Source organism: Mycetocola miduiensis (genome assembly GCF_900115155.1).
GTDB lineage: Bacteria > Actinomycetota > Actinomycetes > Actinomycetales > Microbacteriaceae > Mycetocola_A > Mycetocola_A miduiensis.
Genome location: NZ_FOVM01000001.1, coordinates 246,443 through 264,588 on the forward strand (window position 1 = coordinate 246,443; position 18,146 = coordinate 264,588).

Below are 18,146 nucleotides of genomic sequence, written 5' to 3' on the forward strand. Positions count from 1 at the left end.
CGCGATTCTCCTTGGTGGCGGCGCTCTAGCGCGGCTTTTCCATGGTCATGAGTTTGAGGAGGGATTCCGGGCTGGCTTCCTCGATGGGGAGCTGGCCGGTGATGCGTCCCTCGCTGAGGGCGTAGATGCGGTCGCAGATGCCGAGGAGTTCGGGCAGCTCGCTCGAAATCACGATGATCCCCTTGCCCTCAGCCGCGAGGGCGTTGATGATCGCGTAGATCTCGTACTTGGCGCCGACGTCGATACCGCGGGTCGGCTCGTCGAGGATGAGGACATCCGGGTCGGAGTAGATCCACTTCGACAGCACGACCTTCTGCTGGTTGCCACCGGACAGCTTGCCGGTCTTGGCCAGCACGTTCGGAGCTTTGATGTTCATGCTCTTGCGGTAGCCGTCGGCGATCTTGTATTCCTCGTTGTCGTTGACGAGGCCGTTGCTCGACAGCTTGTCGAGCGAGGCAAGGGCGATGTTGCGCTTGATGTCCTCGAGCAGGTTGAGGCCGTAGTGCTTACGGTCCTCGGTCGCGTAGGCCAGGCCGTTCTTGATCGCCTCGGACACGGTGCGGGTTTTGATCTCGATGCCGTGTTTGAAGACCTTGCCCGAGATCCGGGTGCCGTAGGTGTGGCCGAAGAGGCTCATGGCGAACTCGGTGCGGCCGGCACCCATGAGGCCGGCGATGCCGACGATCTCACCGGCGTGGACGTTGAGGCTGACCTCGTCGACCATGACCCTGGTGGGGTCTTGCGGGTGGTGGGCCGTCCAGTCCTCGACCCGCAGGATCTCGGCGCCGATGTTCGGCGTGTGGTCGGGGTAGCGGTGTTCGAGGTCGCGACCGACCATGTCCTTGATGATGCGCTCTTCGGTGACATCCGTTTTCTGGATGGTCTCGATGGTCTTGCCGTCGCGGATCACGGTGACGGTGTCGGCGACTTTCTTGATCTCGTTGAGTTTGTGGCTGATGATGATCGACGTGATGCCCTGCCCCTTGAGGTGCAGGATCAGGTCGAGCAGGTGGTCGGAGTCCTCGTCGTTGAGGGCTGCGGTCGGCTCATCGAGGATGAGCAGCTTCACCCGCTTCGAGAGCGCTTTCGCGATCTCGACGAGCTGCTGCTTGCCGACGCCGATGTCGAGGATCTTGGTGGTCGGGTTCTCTTTCAGCCCGACGCGGGCGAGCAGCTTGGCCGCCTCATGGTTGGTCTTGTTCCAGTCGATCAGCCCGAGTGGTCCGGTCTGCTCGTTGTTGAGGAAGATGTTCTCGGCAATCGACAGGTACGGGCTGAGAGCCAGCTCCTGGTGAATGATGACGATTCCTTTGGCTTCCGAGTCGCGGATGTCCTTGAACTCCACTGTCTCATCCTCGAAGACGATGTCTCCGGTGTACGTGCCGTGAGGGTACACGCCAGAGAGGACCTTCATGAGCGTCGACTTGCCCGCCCCGTTCTCGCCGCAGATGGCGTGGACCGTCCCGCGCTCAACGTCGAGTGTGACATCCGACAGTGCCTTGACACCCGGGAACGTCTTGGTGATGTTGCGCATCTCGAGGATGTTTGTGGTCACTTCCGCACCTTCTCCATACCGAAAACCTGCTTCATTGCGTGACTGCCGGTGGGGGAGAATCTACTCCCCCACCGGCGTCAAGTTGGGAATCGGTTTTAGCCGATTTCCTCTTCGGTCCAGTAGCCGGACTCGACCAGGACCTCGTTGACGTTGTCCTTGACCACGATCTGCGACTCGAGGAGGTACGACGGGACGACGAACTTGCCGTTGTCGTAGTCCTTCTCGTTGTTCACTTCGGGCTCTTCATCGTTCAGAACGGCGATCGTCATCTCGACCGCAGCCGTTGCCAGCTTGCGGGTGTCCTTGAAGATCGTTGCGTACTGCTCACCGGTGTTGGCGATGGCCTTCACCGAGTCGATCTCAGCGTCCTGACCCGAAATGATGGGCCATTCGTCGCCGGTCGAGTAGCCGGCGTCGGTCAGTGCCGAGATGATGCCTCGCGAGATGCCGTCGTACGGCGACAGCACGGCGTTCACCTTGGAGCCGTCGGAGTAGCTCGACGTCAGGATGTTCTCCATGCGCTTCTGGGCGGTTTCGCCGTCCCAGCGGAGGGTTGCAGCCTGCTCGAAGTCGGTCTGTCCGCTCTTGACGACGAGCGTGCCCGCGTCGAGGAAGGGCTTCAGGGTGTCCTGCGCGCCGTCCCAGAAGAAGGTCGCGTTGTTGTCGTCGGGCGAACCGGCGAACATCTCGATGTTGAACGGACCAGCAGGGGCGCCGTCGACCGGAGCACCGTCGAGGTCGACCAGGCCGAGGCCGTTGAGTACCGAGTTGGCCTGCTGCACGCCGACCTTGTAGTTGTCGAACGACGCGTAATAGCTGACGTTCTCCGTGTCGCGGATGAGGCGGTCGTAGGCGATGACGGGGATCTCGGCGTCAGCGGCATCCTGGAGGACCTGCGTGAGCGTCGTTCCGTCGATCGATGCGATGATCAGGGCTTCTGCGCCTTTGGTGATCATGTTTTCGATCTGGGACACCTGCGTGGGGATGTCGTCCTCTGCGTACTGCAGGTCGACCTTGTAACCCTCGTCTTCGAGCTGCTTCTTGACGGCGTCGCCGTCCTGGATCCAGCGCTCGCTCGACTTTGTCGGCATGGCAACGCCGACGAGAGCGCCTCCGCCTTCGCCGCCTCCGCTGCCTGCGCCGCCCCCTGAGCAAGCTGCGAGCGACACGACCATTGCGCCGGCCGCAAGCGTAGCGATGAGAATTTTTTTCACTGTGTTTACCTCTCTGTAATCGGTGCCATGGACGTCGTTGTCGTCTGAGATTCAGACAGGGTGGTGGACCGCGAGAGCAGGCTGCGTCCATGAAAGCCATGCTCGAGTCGACTGCCGAAGCAAGCCGGGGCGGGTAACCGCAAAAGTGTGGGGGGACTCCTTCGTCACTGAACTTCGACACGGTCGAACTCGACGCTGTCGATTTCGGTGGCGTAATGTGACCGTTCACATTGTGTCTCACATGTTACGCAGAGAACCCACAATGATGTCAAGTCGGAATGTCTCGATTTGATAACCGAGCTTCGGATGCCCCGCGCCGCAAGCTCGCGCGGGTGAATGTGCCTCGCGCAGGCGTAACAACACCCGCGGGTGGCCACAACGCCCGCGCGAGCACCACATGCCTGAGGAAAGCACGTTAGAACGAGGGCGCGCCCGTGGACGCACGCACGATGAGCTCCGGCTGGATCCGGCCGGTGTACCCCTCCGTCGACTTCCCCATCGTCCCCAGCAGCTGGGCGACGCAGCGTCGCCCGAGTTCGGGAAAGTCCTGGCGCACGGTTGTCAGCGGGGGCCAGAAGTGCGCCGCCTCCGGGATGTCGTCGAACCCTACGATCGAGACGTCGTGCGGAACATCCTGGCCGGCGTCGCGGATCGCGTGCATCAAACCGAGCGCCATCTGGTCGTTCGACGAGAAGATCGCCGTGAAGTCGCGCACCCGCATGAGTTCCCGGCCCGCGTAGTAGCCGAATTCGGCAGACCAGTCGCCGAGGATCGGAGCGGTCGTGGGAACATCCTGGGCGTTCATCTCCTGCAGGAAACCGTGCATCCTCGCTTCCGCCTCGATCCAGTCCTGCGGACCGGCCAGGTGGTAGATGTTGCGGTGCCCCAGCCCGATCAGGTGGCGGGTGGCGAGCCGTGCGCCGGCGACCTGGTCGACGGCGACGGCGTGGTCGTCGTCACCGCCGGTCGTGTGCATGGTGACGAACGGGACCCGGAGGTCCAGATTGGAGATCGCGCGCAGCACGCGCACCTGCGGGGCGATGATGACGAGCCCCTCGATGGCCTGCGCGTTGAGGTGGTCGAGCGCGGTGACGATCGAATCTTCATCCGCCTTGGTGATGTTCGCGGTCGTCACGAAGTAACCGGCATCCTGCGCTGCGGTCTCGATGCTCTGGATGATGCTCGACGGGCCGTAATGCGACCGCTGGGAGGCGAGCACTCCGATGGTCCGGGAGTGGCTGGTGACGAGCGCCCGCGCAGCCCGGTTCGGCCGGTACTGCAGCTCGCTCATCACGTCGAGCACCCGCTGCTTCGTCGACTCTCGGATGCTGGAGTGGTTGTTGAGAACGCGTGAAACGGTCTGGTGGCTCACCCCGGCGAGGCGCGCGACATCACGGATGTTCGGCGCTCGGCCTCGATCGATGCTGTCGGCCATTGTCGAAACCCGCTCCCGTATGTGCACGGTCACATCCGCACTATTACGTCAATTATGCACGCCCCCAAGCGGATCGTGGGGGGAAATGTGACGACCATGTGACGGGCTCCGAGCCCTGTCACACGTTGTCACATGCGGAGACTTTGCTCATTCAAACAGAGCATGCCGCGAACGCTATACCCGCGCGTCGTCGATGCACCGCCCGGTTCCCACCCGTGAGGCGATGCTGAGCGCGACGCAGGAGATCACCGCGGCGAGGGCGAAGCACCCCGCGAACGGCCACGAACCGCCGATTCCGACCAGGGCCGCGAAAACGATACCGGTCGACGCGAGGGCAAGCGCCGCGCCGAGTGAATCCGAGATGGACAGGGCAGAGCTGTTGAAGCCCTGGTTGCTCGGGGTGGAGTATGAGAGCGTCATCACGCTCAGCCGCGGATACATGAGCCCCATCCCCGCGCCGCCAAGAAGCCATCCGCCGATGACCACCGCTGGGGAGAGTTCGGCTGCAGCCGTTGCCACGGCGAGGGCGATCGCCACGAGGACGAGGACTGTTCCGATCCGCATCGCGTTCACGTGGCTGAGGATGCCGTCGAGCCGCCCCTGCAGCCAGGATGCCGTTGCCCAGGTGAGGGCTGCACCGGTCAGCGCGAGCCCGGAGAGTGACGCCGAGAACCCGTAGCGGTCGGTCAGGAGATAGGGGATATACACCTCGGCGCCGAAGAACGCCGCTGCGATGAGACCGCGGAGCAGAATCACAGCGGGGAGCCCACGGGCGGCTCGGAGGGTGCCGACAGGAATCAGGGGTCGCACGGCGATGAGTGCGACCACGATGGCGAGAACGGCGACGACCCCAACGAGGGCGCCGTCGAGCTGGGAGGAGAGGTTGAGGCCGAGCACCGCTGCGGCAGCGAGGAGCGCCCAGGCGATCTTGCCGAAAGCCCAGCCGGGTCGCGTCGAGGGGTCCGGCTGCGGGCCGCCGCGCAGCATCCGGATCGCCGGCACGACCATGAGCATGGCGAGAAGCACGAGCACGACGACCCCGAGGAACACCCAGTGCCAGCTCGTGGCCTCGGCCACGATACCGGCCGCGAACGGCCCGATCAGCGAGGGGACCACCCAGGCTGCGGCGAACCCGGCGAAGATGCGGGCGTGAAGCGTCGGTGGGTAGATTCGGGCGACGACCACATACAGTGCGACGTTCATGGCGCCTGAACCGAGTCCCTGCACGAGGCGGCCGACGAGGAACATCGTCATGTCGGTCGCGAGGCCGGCGACGAGGAGCCCGACAATGAAGACTGCAACCGAGGTGAGCAGGGGCGCGATCGGGCCGTTGCGGTCTGACCAGTTGCCGGCGAAGACCATGCCGATGACGCCGGTGGCGAGCGGACCGGCGAACGCAAGCGCGTAGAGTGCAGCGCCGTCGAGGTCGTCGCTGACCAGCGGCATGATCGTCGTGACGGCGAGCGACTCGAACGCGGCGAGGAACACGAGTGCACAGGCGCCGATCGTCACCCACAGGTAGCGGGACGAGAAGATCCCGCGCGGGGCATCCGGTGCTTGGTTTCCGGATGCCGCGTCAAGCCTGGCGTCGGACGTCACCAGTCGAGCTTAACCCTCCCCAGGGCACGCGTCTCGCCTGCGCGTAACTCAGCCTGGCAGTGCAACCGGCCGGTCGGCGGGCCCGAGTTTGCGGGCCCGCCGACGGCCGTCGTGGACGCCGAGACTGAGTTATGCGCACTCAGCGCTTCTTGAGTGCCTTCCCGACCGCCCGGTCGACGTCGGCGAGCAGGTCATCGACCGACTCCAGGCCGACCGACAGCCGCACAACGTTGGCGGGAACGGCGAGTTCCGTGCCGGCGACGGAGGCGTGCGTCATCTCAGCCGGGTAGTTGACGAGCGACTCGACGCCGCCGAGGGACTCCGCCAGCTGGAACACCCGCGTCGACTCGGCGAACCGGCGTGCGATCCGTTCTCCGCCCGCGAAGCCGAGTGCGAGCATCCCGCCGAATCGCGACATCTGGCTCGCCGCAAGGGTGTGCCCCGGGTGCGACTCGAGGCCCGGGTAGTACACGGTCTCAATGGCCGAGTGCTCGGCGAAGTACACAGCGAGCGCTTCGGCGTTGTCAGAGTGACGCTGCATCCGCACATCGAGGGTCTTGATGCCGCGGCTGGTCAGGAAGGCGTCCATCGGCGCCGAGACGGCACCGGCGGCGAACTGCATGAACCGGACCTTTTCGTGGATGTCGTCGTCGTTGAGAACAAGGGCGCCGCCGATGACATCGGAGTGCCCGCCGAGGTACTTCGTGGTCGAGTGCACGACGACGTCGGCACCGAGAGCGAGGGGGTTCTGCAGCGCAGGCGAGGCGAAGGTGTTGTCCACGACGACGGTGAGTCCCGCGGCGTGTCCGATCTCGGCCAGCTCAGCGATGTCGGTGATCTTCATCAGCGGGTTCGAGGGCGTCTCCACCCACAGTACCCGGGTGTTCTCGGTGATCGCCGACTGCACGGAGCGCAGGTTCGACATGTCGACAACAGTGTGGGTGACACCCCATGCACCGAAGATGCGGTTGATCAGGCGGTAGGTTCCGCCGTATGCGTCATTGCCGAGCACGATGTGGTCGCCGGGCTTGAGGATGCCGCGCAGCAGTGCGTCTTCAGCGGCGAGCCCGGATGAAAACGAGATACCGTGCGTGCCACCCTCGAGCGCCGCGAGCTGCTCCTCGAGCGCGTTGCGGGTCGGGTTGCCTCCCCGGCCGTACTCGTAGCCGTTGCGCAGGCCGCCGATATGCGTCTGCACGAACGTCGACGACTGGTGGATCGGGGGGATCACGGCTCCGGTCGTCGGGTCGAAGTCCTGTCCGGCGTGGATCGCCCGGGTGGCGAATCCGCTGTTCTTCTTCTCGGCGCTCATGCTGTCTCCCTGCTCGTCGTCGTGTTCTGTGCTGCTGCAAATTGCGGAGATCCCGTGCAACACGCCGTGCGACGGGTCGCCCGGACGGCGTGTCTGCTGCAATCTCCTGAATATGGGTCAATCTCCTGAATTTGAGGTCATTCGCTGAGGAAGGTCAGCAGGTCCTGGCGCGTGAGAACCGCGACCGGGTTGCCGTCCTTGGCCACCATCAGGGCGTCGGATGCTTTCAGCGCCGCCCGCGCCGCCGTCAGGGACTCTCCGTACCCGATGACCGGCAGGGGAGGCTGGTTGACGGTTGCGATGGCATCCGTCACCTGCGCGTCCCCGGAGAAGACGCTGTCGAGCAGGGAACTTTCGGACACGGCCCCGACGACCTCACCCATCACGACCGGCGGTTCGGCGCTGATCACGGGCAGTTGGGAGACACCGTGTTCTGCCATGCGGCTGATGGCGTCATGCAGCGTGTCGGTCGGCCGGACGTGCAGGAACGGGGGAACTTCACCAGCCACGGCCCGCACGACATCACCGACCGTCTGGCCGTCGGTGGGTTCATCGGTGTAGCCGTAGGAGCGCATCCACTGTTCGTTGAAGATTTTGGCGAGGTAGCCGCGTCCGCCGTCCGGGAGGAGCACGACGACGACGTCATCGGGTCCCAGGTCGCGGGCTGCTTTGAGCGCCGCGACGACGGCCATGCCACTCGATCCGCCGACGAGGAGCCCTTCTTCGAGGGCGAGCCTGCGCGTCATCGCGAAGGATTCGGCATCCGTCACCGGGATCACCTCGTGCACGACACCCGGGTCGTACGCGCCCGGCCACATGTCTTCGCCGACGCCCTCGACCATGTACGGGCGACCAGTTCCGCCGGAGTAGACGGAGCCTTCGGGGTCGGCGCCGATGATGCGGATGGCGCCGTTCGACACCTCGCGCAGGTAGCGACCGGTGCCGGTGATCGTTCCGCCGGTGCCGACGCCGGTGACGAAGTGGGTGATGCGGCCATCGGTGTCGTTCCAGATTTCAGGACCGGTGGTCTCGTAGTGGCTGAGCGGACCGTTCTGGTTGAAGTACTGGTCGGGCTTGTAGCCGCCGGGAATCTCGGCGGCGAGCCGGTCGGAGACGCTGTAATACGACTCGGGGTCCTCCGGTGCGACGGAGGTCGGCGTGACCACGACCTCTGCACCGTACGCAGTCAGGACGTTCCGCTTCTCCTCGCCGACCTTGTCGGGCACAACGAAGATGCAGCGGTATCCGCGCTGCTGTGCAACGAGCGCGAGGCCGACGCCGGTGTTGCCGCTCGTCGGTTCGACGATCGTTCCACCCGGCTTCAACTGACCGGATGCCTCCGCCGCGTCGAGAATGCGCACCGCGATGCGGTCCTTCACGCTTCCGCCTGGGTTGAGGTATTCGACCTTGGCCAGCACGGTGGCGCTGATGCCGTCGGTCACCCGGTTGAGTTTGACCAGCGGGGTGTTTCCCACGAGATCGACAATGCTCTCTGCGTACTTCACATTCGTCCGTTCGGTGATGGGTGTGCGTCGGGCGCGGATGCCGGTGGCCCGGGAGCGGCTCGTGGCCGTCCGTTCGAGCCTAGCCGCTGGTCCCGTTCTGTTACAGGTTCGCGCCGGAGGCGAGTGGCGGGTGCGCGTGGACCCGCCGCAGCGGGACGGCGGCCATTCTGGGGGCGACGGCGGGGGCATCCGTTCACCGCCTGCTCTCAGCAAACAGGAATTCCGGGTTCTAAACTGAGTGGACACCCGGATTCTCTGTGCACTGCGCCATGTCCGGGTTCCCCCGACAAAACGAGAGGCCACAGTGACCCCGCGAAGCGATTCCCCCGGTAGCAAGAGCGGCAACCCTGCGAAGCAGCTGACGATCAAGGAACAGCGTGCCGAACAGCGCGCCCTCAAAGTCGAGGCGTTCAAGAAGGAGCAGGCGAAGAAGCGCCGCACCAAGCGGATCGGGATCATCACCGCCATCGTCGCCGGTGTCGCGATCGTCGCGTTCCTGGTGACCGCCCTGGTGATCGCGACACCGAGGTCCGCAAGCTACACCGCCGGTGGTTCGGGGGCCGAGATCGAAGGCGTGGAGACGTTCACCAACACCAACAAGCACGTCGAGACGGCTGTGCAGTACGCGCAGACCCCTCCCGCCGGTGGCGACCACAACCCGGCGTGGCTCAACTGCGGCGTCTACACCGAACCGCAGGCAAACGAGAACGCGGTGCACTCCCTTGAGCACGGCGCCATCTGGGTCACCTACGACCCGTCGATCTCCGCCGAGGAACTCGACCTGCTGAAGACGAAGCTGCCGTCCACGTTCGTGATCCTCTCCCCGTTCGAGGGACTGCCCTCCCCCATCGTCCTCTCCGGCTGGGATGTCCAGCTGCAGGTCGACGAGGCATCCGATGAGCGGATCGGCGAGTTCCTCGAGGAGTACTGGAAGAGCGGCGACGTTCCCGAGCCGAACGCCCCGTGCACGGGTGCCGTCGACGGACCGGGCAAGGCGTAAGTTGACCGACACCGCCTTCGAACCGGATGCCTCGGCATCCGAGGATTCGTCGGCTCCGGTTTCACGGCAGCGGTCTCCGCTCGCCCTTCTTCTGCTCGCCCTCGCGGCGATCGTCGTTGTCGGGATCATCGCCTTCTCCGTCGGCCGCCTGTCGACGCTGGGTGATCCGACGCCGACGACGCAAAGCGCGGAGGCCGGGTTCGCTCGCGACATGCAGACCCACCACAACCAGGGTGTGGAACTGGCGATGATCATCCGTGACCTCACGGACGACGAAGCAGTTCGGGTCCTGGCTTACGACATCGCGTTGACGCAGGGCGGGCAGTCGGGCCGGATGAGCGGCTGGCTCGACATCTGGGGTCTGCCTGCGCACTCCCCGGAGCCCGAGATGACGTGGATGATGCGTCCGACCCTCAAGGGCGAAGGCCACAACCACGGCTCGGAAGAGAGCGCCCACAAGCCGGGCGAGCCGATGCCTGGGCTCGCAACTCCCGAGCAGATCACGGAACTGAAGAGCCTGACCGGTGTCCCTGCCGAACGGATGTTCCTCGAACTCATGATCGCCCATCACATGGGTGCGATCGAGATGGCGAACGCGGTGCTCGACCGCAGCACGAACGACACGGTGCGGACCTTTGCGACTGGCGTGGTGGAGAGCCAGCAGTCGGAGATCGACCTCATGAACGACATGCTCGCGGAGCGTCCGGCCGCGTAGCTGCGGTCCAGAGTCATCGGATCCTGTGGCGTCCGCGGCGCATCGCTTCGGTGGTCGGAAACGCCCCACCGGGCTCATCGGGCAGCCCGACCAGAGGCAACCCCCGATCGGGTGCTCGCGGCCCCTCACCCCCTGCGCTAGCCTCGGCTCACGGCGACGGCGGACTGACCGCGGCCCGGAGGAGCGCCGTGGCACCGACCCAACGTCCGCACGTTTTCGTCACCATCGCCCTAGCTGTGTCGACACTCTTAAGCGGGTGCACGTTCGCCGGGACGCAGAAAACTCCGCCACTCCGACGCCAACGACCCCTGCGGCATCCGCGGCGCCGACACCGAAACCCACCGTCGCGCCACCGATCCTCGACGTCCATTCCGTCGTCGCTACCGGCCGACTGGTCGGCAGCGACAGCATCTCCGGCGACGTCGACGTGCGGGTCACCGGGAAGGGTACCTTCGAGCTGCGGTTGATCGATTTCCGGTCGGAGAACGCCGGCGAGGTCGAACTGCGCGTGTCACCGCACGTTGTGCCGCCCGGCTCGGAGTGCACGACGTCGATCATGACCATGTCGTACGGCAACCTGCCAGCTGGGATGCTGCAGTCCTTTCCGCTGCCGAAGGATTTCACCCACGGCGATCCGAGCTTCCTCGACACGGTCATCATCAGCCACTTCGACCCGGTCGCGAGCCAGAACGGATGCTACGTCCCGATTCTGTCGAGTGCGATCCTCACCTGGACGCTGCCCGACATGCGGCCAGGACTCATCGTCGCGGACACCGGAAAGACCGGCGGGGCGACGGGCGATGTAACGCTCATGGGCACCGATCCGCTGGCCTACACCGTTGCGCGCAACGACCTCGCCGTCGAGGTGGCCGCGCGATTCGGGATCACGGTGACGGACCTCTTCTACCTCAACCCGATTCGCACAACGCATATCCGGTACCCCCTCCTCCAGACCGGAGAAGTCCTCAACCTCAGCAAGGCCCACCGCTAACGACCGAAAACGCGCCGCTCAATCCACCAGCGGCCGACTGCCCAACTGCTCCTCAAACATCCGCGTGTACGTGCCATCCTGGGCGAGCAACTCCGCGTGCGTTCCCTGCTCGGCGATCCGCCCCGCCTCGATCACGAAGATCACGTCGGCCTGCACGATCGTCGACAGCCGGTGCGCAATCGCGATGGTGGTCCGCCCAGCGGATGCCGCCTCGAGCGCCCGCTGGACAACCCTCTCCGAGATCGTGTCGAGCGCACTCGTCGCCTCGTCGAGCACGAGCACCGGCGGATCCTTCAACAGAACGCGGGCGATCGCGATCCGCTGCTTCTCTCCCCCGGACAGCCGGTAGCCCCGCTCGCCGACGACCGTCTCGTACCCCTGCTCGAACGACAGGATCGTGTCGTGGATGTTCGCCGCACGCGCCGCCTGCTCGAGTTCGAGGTCGGTGGCATCCGGTTTGGCATACCGGAGATTGTCCGCGATCGTCGCGTGGAAGAGGTAGGTCTCCTGGCTGACGATGCCGATGTTGGAGACGAGCGATTCGGAGGTGAGGTCGCGGACGTCGGTCCCAGCGAACAGCACCCGCCCACCGGTCGCATCGTAGAACCGGGGCACGAGGTATGACACCGTGGTCTTCCCCGCCCCGCTCGGACCGACGAACGCCGCGAACTGTCCGGGTGATATCGAGAACGACACAAGGTCGAGGGTCGGGCGGGAGTCCTCGGACGCGTCGGGGTAGCGGAAGGACACCTCGTCGAATGCGACGCTGCCGAGGCGACCCCTGGCATCCGTCACCGGCGCGGCACCCGGACGGTCGGCGATCGCCGGCTTCAGGTCGAGGTATTCGAAGATGCGGGCGAAGAGAGCCCCGGATGTCTGCAGGTCCAGTCCCACCCGCATGAGTGCCATCAGCGGGAACAACAGCCGCGACTGGACGGTGGTGAAGGCGACGATCGCGCCTGCCGTGATGTCATCGGCGCCGCCTGCCATGAGCCAGCCGGCGACCAGGTAGACGATCGCGGGGATCGAGGAGAGGAAGATGTTCACCATGGCGAAGAACCACTGGCCGCTCATCGTCTGCTTGACCTGCAGGCCGACCTGTTCCGTGTTCGCCTCGGAGTAACGGTCGATCTCGGCGGGCTGCTGGTTGAAGCTCTTCGACAGCAGCACCCCGGAGACGCTCAGGGTCTCCTGTGTGATCGCCGTCATGTCCGACAGCGATTCCTGCGTCTTGGTCGCGATCCTGGCACGCACCTGCCCGACTCTGCGCTGGGCGATGACGAGGACCGGCATCAGCACGAGCGCGACGATCGTCAGCTGCCAGTTGATGAGCACCATCGCGACGAACGCCGCGAGCACCGTCACCGTGTTGCCGAGCACACTCGCGATGGTGTTGCTGAGTGCCCCGGCAACGCCACCGACGTCGTTCTGCAACCGCGACTGGATCACGCCGGTCTTCGTCCGGGTGAAGAACGAGAGCTCCATCGCCTGCAACCGCCGGAACAGCAACACCCGCAGCTGCCCCATCACCGTGTTGCCGACGGTCGCCGTGAGCCAGGTCTGCCAGACGCCCAGACCCGTCGCGAGCACGTAGATCAGGATCATCGCGCCGACGATCTGCACGAGGGCCGGAAGGTTGGGCCCTCCGCTCTCGGGGAACAGTCCTTCATCGAAAGCCCGCTCCACAAGAAGAGGCGGGATGACGCTCAGTGCGGCACCAATGAGCACCAGCGCGACGGTGAGGGCAATCTTCGCCCGGTGCGGTTTGAACAGGGCGGCGATGCGGCCGAAGAGGTGAGGAATTCGCGGTGCTTCGGCGTTGACGGCGCGCTGGGCGTCTTCATCGCCGCCGCCACGCATCCGGCCACCGCGGCCACCGCCGCCGCCCCCATGCATACTCATGGGTTCACCCTAACCCCGGCATCCGACCTCGAATAACGAGGCCCGGATGCCGGGGGCCGGCAGAAAACGGACGGGCGCCTACCCCTTCGTCGAACCGGCAAGCAGGCCACGGACGAAGTAACGCTGCAGGCTGAAGAACACAATGAGCGGGATGATCAGTGAGACGAATGCCGCGGCGGTCAGCCGTTGCCAGTCCTGCCCTCGGGTACCGGTGAGTTCGGCGAGCCTCTGCGTCAGCGGCGCGACATCCTGCGTACCGCCCGAGAAGATCAGCGCGACAAGCAGGTCGTTCCACACCCAGAGGAACTGGAAGATCGCGACCGAAGCGATCGCCGGCAGCGCCAGCGGAAGGACGATCCGGAAGAAGATCTGCCCGGGGCTGGCTCCGTCGACCCGAGCTGCTTCGATCACTTCGCCCGGAATCTCCGAGATGAAGTTGTGCAGCAGGAAGATGATGAGCGGCAGACCGAACATCGTGTGGGCGACCCACACCGGCAGGTAGTTCTGCTCGGGGATCATCGGCAGCACATCGTGGAGGTTGTTCTGCAGGGGGCGCAGGAACGTGGTGAACATCTGCAGCAGCGGCAGAAGCGCCATCTGGAGCGGGACGATCTGCAGGGCGAAGATGAGGATGAACACCCCGTTCGAGCCCCTGAACTTCATCCAGGCGAACGCATAGGCCGCCATGGCACCCAGGATGAGCGGGAAGATCGTCCCCGGAATCGCAATGGCCAGTGAGTTCACGAAGTATGACCCCAGCTGCGGTGACGACTGCGAGGCCGACAGAAGCACTTCCGAGTAGTTCCCGAAGGTGAAACCGGGGTTCTGGAAGATCGTCCACCACCCCGTCGACTGGATCAGTTCAGCCGGGCGGAAGGAGGAGACGAACAGGCCGAAGGTCGGGATGGTCCAGAGGACGGCGATGATGAGGGAGACAACCGTCGCCGTTCTGGAGGTCAGGCGACGCTTGACCCTCCGTGACTTGGTACCGACTTCGGCGTCGGCCCCCTTGGCGAGTTTGTTTCCGGTGGCGGTGTCGGTCGTGGTGGGCACGATCGGTGTGGTGCTCATCGGATCTCCCTCTGCTTCCGCATGACTCTGACGTTGTAAATGACGATCGGCAGGACGAGGATGAACAGCACCAGGGCAAGGGCCGAACCACGGCCGGGCTCAGCGGCGCGGAACGCCTGGGTGTACATCTCGTTGGCGATCACGCTGGTGTTGAAGTTTCCGGCTGTCATCGTTCGAACGATGTCGAAGACTTTCAGCGTGGCGATCGAGATGGTGGTGAGGACGACGACGAGCGACCCGCGGATGCCGGGGAGCGTCACGTTGGTGAACCTCTGCCACGGGTTGGTGCCGTCGATCTCCGCTGCCTCGAGCTGCTCCACAGGAACCGCCTTGATCGCCGCGGAAAGCACGACCATGGCGAAGCCGGTCTGAATCCAGATCATCACGACGATGAGGAGGAAGGTGTTGATCGGGGAGGTCTGCAGCCACTGCACCGGTTCACCCCCGAACCAGACGACGACCTGGTTGAGAAGGCCGATCTGCTGGGTGCCCGACTGGCGGTAGTCGTAGACGAACTTCCAGATGATGCCCGCTCCGACCATGGAGATCGCCATCGGCATGAAAACGAGCGCTTTGTAGATCTTCTCGCCGCGCGACTTGTCGATGAAGACGGCGTAAGCGAGACCGACGACCGTCGACACGGTCGGTACGAGGAGCACCCAGATGACGGTGTTGACGAGAGTGTTGATGATGGCCGGCTGGGTGAACATCCAGACGAAGTTGTCCAGGCCGTTGAAATCACCCCGGTTGTTGGTGAAGGCGAGGAGGCTCGTTCGGATGGCGGGGTAGATGAGGCCGAGGAAGACGAGGATGAGGGCGGGCGCCAGGAAAACGACCAGCTGCCAGTAGTCCTTGCCGCGCTTGGGCGCCTTGTCGAGGAAGAAGAACAGCAGGCCCACTATGGCGGCGAAGATCGCCAGCCCACCCACCACCTGGATGATTTTGCCGATGAGGTCAGCGGTCGTCATAGAACTACGCCTTTCGGAAGAAGGAGATCAAGGGCGGAGCCGCCGTTGGCGGCTCCGCCCTTGATGGGGTGGGATCAGCTAGCTGCTCGGCCAGCTGGATTCGATGGCATCTACCGTCTGCTGGGTGCTGTCACCAGAGACCCAGGCCACGATGCCCTTCCAGAAGGAATCCGAGCCAACGGCTGCCGGCATCAGGTCAGATCCGTCGAACCGGAAGACGGTGTTCTCGTCCTGCAGGATCTCGATGCTCTCCTTGAGCACGTCACTCGATGCGTTCTCCGGGTCGAGGCCCTTGTTGGCGCTGATCACGCCTCCGAGCGCGACGCGGTTGTTCGCCCAGGTGTCGCTGGAGAGGTAGGCGCGGACAGCGTCCACTTCTTCACCTTCGCTGAATGCGACAGGGAACTCGCCACCGCCGGTGACGGCCTTGTCTCCACCGGCCTCGGTCGACGGCAGCAGGAACGCGAAGACGTCACCGTCAGGGCTGACGTCGGTGCCCTCAGGCCAGAATCCCTCGTAGAAGGATGCCTGGTGGTGAAGCGAGCACTCGCCGTCAAGGATCGGCAGACCAGCGTCGCCGAACTCGGTGGAGATGACGCTGGACACATCACCGAGTCCGCCGTTGACCATGTCGGGGTTCTTGATGATGTCACCGACGGCGTCGAACGCTTCGACGATCTGCGGGTCGTTGAACGGGATTTCGTGGTTGATCCACTGGTCGTACACCTCTGGACCTGACTGGCGGAGGACGTAGTCCTCGATCCAGTCGGTTCCCGGCCAGCCGGTCGCGTCGCCTGACCCCAGACCGACACACCACGGCTTGTGGTCGCCTTCAGCTGCGATCTCTTCGCTGAGCGCTGTGAGTTCGTCGAGCGTCTCGGGGACCTCGTAGCCCTTCTCCTCGAACTCCGTCGGGGAATACCAGACGAAGCCCTTGACGCTGGCCATCAGAGGAGCCGCGTAGAAGGTTCCGTCGTAACTGCCGTACTGCTTCCAGTCTTCGCCCCAGAACTCGTCGGTGTTCTCCTCGACCGCCTGAGGTGCCGGCTTCAGCCAGCCGCCGGCCGCCAGACGGGCCAGAAGACCTGGCTGCGGAACGATGCCGATGTCGGGTGCGTTGCCAGCCTCGGCGAGCACAGCGATCTGGGCTTCGAATTCCTTCGTGCCCTGGTACGAGACCTCGATTCCGGTGCAGGTGGAGAAGTCCGCCCAGGACTCCACGAGCCGGTCGGCTTCGTCGTCCTGAATGGTGCCACCGATGGTCACCTCGGGGTTGTCGTCGAAAGTTCCGTACGCCTCGTAGTCGGCGCAATCGGTGTCGGCTACGTTCCCCGCCTCGACATCGCCTGTACAGGCGGTGAGTGCGAGACCGACGATGCCAGCTGCCGCCAACGGCAGAAGTATCCGGCGATGGGTCGTTAAGCTCATCTCTGTTCTCCTCATTGAGTGTGATTGACTCTGGGCCGAAGTCGGGAGCTTGCGGCCCGGTTGGTGCGGCCCGGGACCCCTTAGGGAACCGGTTCCATGCAAAAGTTACGGCACCGTCCGAAGATGCACAAGGTCGCTCGTATAACGAATGAATGGGCTATAGGCGCCCTCCTCCCGCCGGCGTGAGAACTGGAAGGTGAGTGGCGCTCATTCGCGGCCGCTTTATGGAACCGTTTCCCTATCGAGGGCGTATTCGGTACTCTTTGGACCAACAGCGCCGTCCGTGCCACGTCGACGACGCCAGCCCAGCGTCGGGAGGACACCATGGGGAGTGCGATCGCGGACGTCGCGGCACGTGCCGGCGTGTCCAAAGCGACGGCATCCCGTGCGCTCTCCGGTAAGGGCTACGTCGCCGAAGTGACTCGGCAGCGGGTTGTTCAGGCCGCGAAGGAGATCGGCTTCGTCGCCTCCCCCAATGCTGCGAGCCTCGTCACCGGGCACACGAAGAACATCGGCGTCGTCATCCCCTTCATCAACCGCTGGTTCTTCGGGGAGATTCTCGAAGGCGTTGAGGAAGCGCTGCTGAACCGCGGTTACGACATGACGCTCTACAACATCCACCCGGGCTCTGCCGACCGGGACCGCGTCTTCGACTTCTTCCTCGCCCGCAAAAGATTCGACGGTGTGATCGTGATCGGCGTCGAACCGACGCCGGAAGAGACAGCACGGCTACTCCGGCTGGACATTCCCCTGGTGAGCGTCGGCGCACCCGTCGCCGACGTGCGATCGCTGACGATCGACGATGAGGTCGCGGGCAGGCTGGCAACTGAGCACCTGATCGGGCTCGGGCATCGCCGGATTCTGCACATGGGCGGCACGGTGACGGGCGAGGGCGACACATCGGTGCACGGCAGGCGGATGCGCGGGTATGTCAGCGCGATGACGCAGGCTGGCCTTGAGCGAGAAATGAGCTTCGCGCAGACCGAGATGAGTGTTCCGGGCGGTTATGACGCAGGGGCGCACGAGCTGAGCAATTCGAGCTCCCGCCCGACCGCCGTCTTCGCAGCCTGCGACGAAATCGCCATCGGGGTGATCATCGCCGCCAGACGGCTCGGTCTCGCCGTGCCAGGCGATCTGTCCCTCGTCGGCATCGACGGCCATGAGTACGCCGAGATGTTCTCGCTGACGACGATCGAACAGCAACCCCGCGCCCAGGGACAGTCGGCGGTGACAGACCTGCTCGCCGCTGTTTCCGGTGAGTCGTTGGCTGCCGACGTCGTCGACGTGCCCGCCCGACTCGTCGTGCGCGCGAGCACGACATTCGCGCAGTTGAGCGCGGACGCCGTCTGAGATCCCCGGAGCCGGCATCCGGTTAAACGCCGAAGGGCGCCACCCCCGGAGGGGTGACGCCCACGTTCGACTACCGAATCGGTAGCGCGTTCCGTTTCAAG

14 protein-coding genes are annotated in these 18,146 nt (G+C 64.7%); 4 read left to right on the forward strand and 10 right to left on the reverse strand.

Features of this window, described 5'->3' with window-relative positions:
- Positions 1-25 precede the first annotated feature (25 nt).
- The 6 genes from mmsA to BM197_RS01150 form a co-directional block, all read right to left on the reverse strand.
- Complete coding sequence (gene mmsA / locus BM197_RS01125; RefSeq protein WP_090708072.1) at positions 26-1,555, reverse strand: multiple monosaccharide ABC transporter ATP-binding protein; 1,530 nt, start codon at positions 1,553-1,555, stop codon at positions 26-28.
- 95 nt (positions 1,556-1,650) lie between these two features.
- Positions 1,651-2,730 (reverse strand): multiple monosaccharide ABC transporter substrate-binding protein, encoded by a 1,080-nt coding sequence (gene chvE, locus BM197_RS01130; RefSeq protein ID WP_090708074.1) that lies wholly within the window; start codon positions 2,728-2,730, stop codon positions 1,651-1,653.
- Between the two features lie 454 nt (positions 2,731-3,184).
- The gene (locus tag BM197_RS01135; RefSeq protein WP_090708076.1) at positions 3,185-4,204 is read right to left on the reverse strand and encodes a LacI family DNA-binding transcriptional regulator; all 1,020 of its coding nucleotides are present in this window, start codon (positions 4,202-4,204) and stop codon (positions 3,185-3,187) included.
- Positions 4,205-4,378: 174 nt separating this feature from the next.
- On the reverse strand, positions 4,379-5,803 hold the full coding sequence (locus BM197_RS01140) for an MFS transporter (RefSeq protein WP_425435660.1): 1,425 nt from the start codon (positions 5,801-5,803) through the stop codon (positions 4,379-4,381).
- 139 nt (positions 5,804-5,942) lie between these two features.
- Positions 5,943-7,115: a cystathionine gamma-synthase gene (locus BM197_RS01145; protein WP_090708912.1), complete on the reverse strand. Its 1,173-nt coding sequence runs from the start codon at positions 7,113-7,115 to the stop codon at positions 5,943-5,945.
- Positions 7,116-7,252: 137 nt separating this feature from the next.
- Positions 7,253-8,620, reverse strand: a complete 1,368-nt coding sequence (locus BM197_RS01150) for a cystathionine beta-synthase (protein ID WP_090708078.1) — start codon at positions 8,618-8,620, stop codon at positions 7,253-7,255.
- Positions 8,621-8,924: 304 nt separating this feature from the next.
- On the opposite strand from BM197_RS01150, the gene BM197_RS01155 reads away from it, so the two are divergent.
- The 3 genes from BM197_RS01155 (at position 8,925) to BM197_RS01165 (ending at position 11,326) form a co-directional block, all read left to right on the forward strand.
- Positions 8,925-9,620, forward strand: coding sequence for a thioredoxin-like domain-containing protein (locus tag BM197_RS01155; protein ID WP_090708079.1), 696 nt, complete (start codon positions 8,925-8,927; stop codon positions 9,618-9,620).
- A 1-nt stretch (position 9,621) separates the two neighbouring features.
- The gene (locus BM197_RS01160; protein WP_218151791.1) at positions 9,622-10,335 is read left to right on the forward strand and encodes a DUF305 domain-containing protein; all 714 of its coding nucleotides are present in this window, start codon (positions 9,622-9,624) and stop codon (positions 10,333-10,335) included.
- Positions 10,336-10,591: 256 nt separating this feature from the next.
- Positions 10,592-11,326, forward strand: coding sequence for a LysM peptidoglycan-binding domain-containing protein (locus BM197_RS01165; RefSeq protein WP_090708083.1), 735 nt, complete (start codon positions 10,592-10,594; stop codon positions 11,324-11,326).
- Positions 11,327-11,344: 18 nt separating this feature from the next.
- Here the strand turns inward: BM197_RS01165 and BM197_RS01170 are convergent, their stop codons facing one another.
- From BM197_RS01170 to BM197_RS01185, 4 genes are all read right to left on the reverse strand, one after another.
- On the reverse strand, positions 11,345-13,222 hold the full coding sequence (locus BM197_RS01170) for an ABC transporter ATP-binding protein (protein WP_218151807.1): 1,878 nt from the start codon (positions 13,220-13,222) through the stop codon (positions 11,345-11,347).
- 84 nt (positions 13,223-13,306) lie between these two features.
- On the reverse strand, positions 13,307-14,299 hold the full coding sequence (locus BM197_RS01175) for a carbohydrate ABC transporter permease (RefSeq protein WP_090708086.1): 993 nt from the start codon (positions 14,297-14,299) through the stop codon (positions 13,307-13,309).
- Positions 14,296-15,267 (reverse strand): carbohydrate ABC transporter permease, encoded by a 972-nt coding sequence (locus BM197_RS01180; RefSeq protein WP_090708088.1) that lies wholly within the window; start codon positions 15,265-15,267, stop codon positions 14,296-14,298. Before BM197_RS01180 ends, BM197_RS01175 begins: the two co-directional genes overlap by 4 nt.
- A 78-nt stretch (positions 15,268-15,345) precedes the next feature.
- Positions 15,346-16,695, reverse strand: a complete 1,350-nt coding sequence (locus BM197_RS01185; RefSeq protein WP_090708090.1) for an ABC transporter substrate-binding protein — start codon at positions 16,693-16,695, stop codon at positions 15,346-15,348.
- Between the two features lie 324 nt (positions 16,696-17,019).
- Between BM197_RS01185 and BM197_RS01190 the strand changes: the two genes are divergently transcribed.
- Positions 17,020-18,045 carry a LacI family DNA-binding transcriptional regulator gene (locus BM197_RS01190; protein WP_090708091.1) on the forward strand — a complete coding sequence of 342 codons (1,026 nt, stop codon included), beginning with the start codon at positions 17,020-17,022 and terminating at the stop codon, positions 18,043-18,045.
- Positions 18,046-18,146 lie beyond the last annotated feature (101 nt).